Here is a 1,929-nt window from a genome sequence, read left to right as displayed (position 1 = left end):
CGGTGGGGTATGGTTGTGAAGTTGCCCTCTGGGCTGGCTGTGAGGTCAGTTGGGGGAGCGTCCGATCCTTGAGAACTCAACAGCGTGCACTTGTCAAATGCCAAATAACCTCGACTCCACTTCGGTGGGGTGAGATTCCTTTGGATCAAAGACCTTCCCTTCGGGGGAGGCAACGGATAGTCAGCAATGATTTATCTCTTTGGTCAGCATCAAACTCGCTGCTCCAGTCTTTTTCCGGCTGGTCGCAGCAAATTTTCTTTACGGAGAGTTTGATCCTGGCTCAGGATGAACGCTGGCGGCGTGCTTAACACATGCAAGTCGAACGGTGAAGCAGAGCTTGCTCTGTGGATCAGTGGCGAACGGGTGAGTAACACGTGAGCAATCTGCCCCTGACTCTGGGATAAGCGCTGGAAACGGCGTCTAATACCGGATACGAGCTGCGACCGCATGGTCAGTAGCTGGAAAGAATTTCGGTCAGGGATGAGCTCGCGGCCTATCAGCTTGTTGGTGAGGTAATGGCTCACCAAGGCGTCGACGGGTAGCCGGCCTGAGAGGGTGACCGGCCACACTGGGACTGAGACACGGCCCAGACTCCTACGGGAGGCAGCAGTGGGGAATATTGCACAATGGGCGAAAGCCTGATGCAGCAACGCCGCGTGAGGGATGACGGCCTTCGGGTTGTAAACCTCTTTTAGCAGGGAAGAAGCGAAAGTGACGGTACCTGCAGAAAAAGCGCCGGCTAACTACGTGCCAGCAGCCGCGGTAATACGTAGGGCGCAAGCGTTATCCGGAATTATTGGGCGTAAAGAGCTCGTAGGCGGTCTGTCGCGTCTGCTGTGAAAACCCGAGGCTCAACCTCGGGCCTGCAGTGGGTACGGGCAGACTAGAGTGCGGTAGGGGAGATTGGAATTCCTGGTGTAGCGGTGGAATGCGCAGATATCAGGAGGAACACCGATGGCGAAGGCAGATCTCTGGGCCGTAACTGACGCTGAGGAGCGAAAGGGTGGGGAGCAAACAGGCTTAGATACCCTGGTAGTCCACCCCGTAAACGTTGGGAACTAGTTGTGGGGTCCATTCCACGGATTCCGTGACGCAGCTAACGCATTAAGTTCCCCGCCTGGGGAGTACGGCCGCAAGGCTAAAACTCAAAGGAATTGACGGGGACCCGCACAAGCGGCGGAGCATGCGGATTAATTCGATGCAACGCGAAGAACCTTACCAAGGCTTGACATATAGAGGAAACGTCTGGAAACAGTCGCCCCGCAAGGTCTCTATACAGGTGGTGCATGGTTGTCGTCAGCTCGTGTCGTGAGATGTTGGGTTAAGTCCCGCAACGAGCGCAACCCTCGTTCTATGTTGCCAGCACGTAATGGTGGGAACTCATGGGATACTGCCGGGGTCAACTCGGAGGAAGGTGGGGATGACGTCAAATCATCATGCCCCTTATGTCTTGGGCTTCACGCATGCTACAATGGCCGGTACAAAGGGCTGCAATACCGTGAGGTGGAGCGAATCCCAAAAAGCCGGTCCCAGTTCGGATTGAGGTCTGCAACTCGACCTCATGAAGTCGGAGTCGCTAGTAATCGCAGATCAGCAACGCTGCGGTGAATACGTTCCCGGGTCTTGTACACACCGCCCGTCAAGTCATGAAAGTCGGTAACACCTGAAGCCGGTGGCCCAACCCTTGTGGAGGGAGCCGTCGAAGGTGGGATCGGTAATTAGGACTAAGTCGTAACAAGGTAGCCGTACCGGAAGGTGCGGCTGGATCACCTCCTTTCTAAGGAGCATCTGACTCTTCGGAGTCCAGAACCCAGTTCGAAGGCACATGTTCTTCGCTGGGAGCTCATGGGTGGAACATTTGACATGGTGCGAAGGATGAGGTTCTTCTCTAGTACGCCGCTTGCGGTGGGAACGGGGAGGGTTTCGGGT

General features: G+C 55.7%; 1 rRNA gene. It reads left to right on the top strand.

Going from position 1 to position 1,929, the window contains the following annotated elements:
• Positions 1 to 257: 257 nt before the first annotated feature.
• Positions 258 to 1,777 (top strand): 16S ribosomal RNA (locus O1W71_RS16430).
• Positions 1,778 to 1,929: the final 152 nt, after the last annotated feature.

The sequence above is a fragment of the Microbacterium sp. H37-C3 genome, assembly GCF_027157935.1.
GTDB lineage: Bacteria > Actinomycetota > Actinomycetes > Actinomycetales > Microbacteriaceae > Microbacterium > Microbacterium plantarum.
Note: the sequence above shows the minus strand (reverse complement) of the source record. Positions and strands in the feature narration are given on the sequence as shown.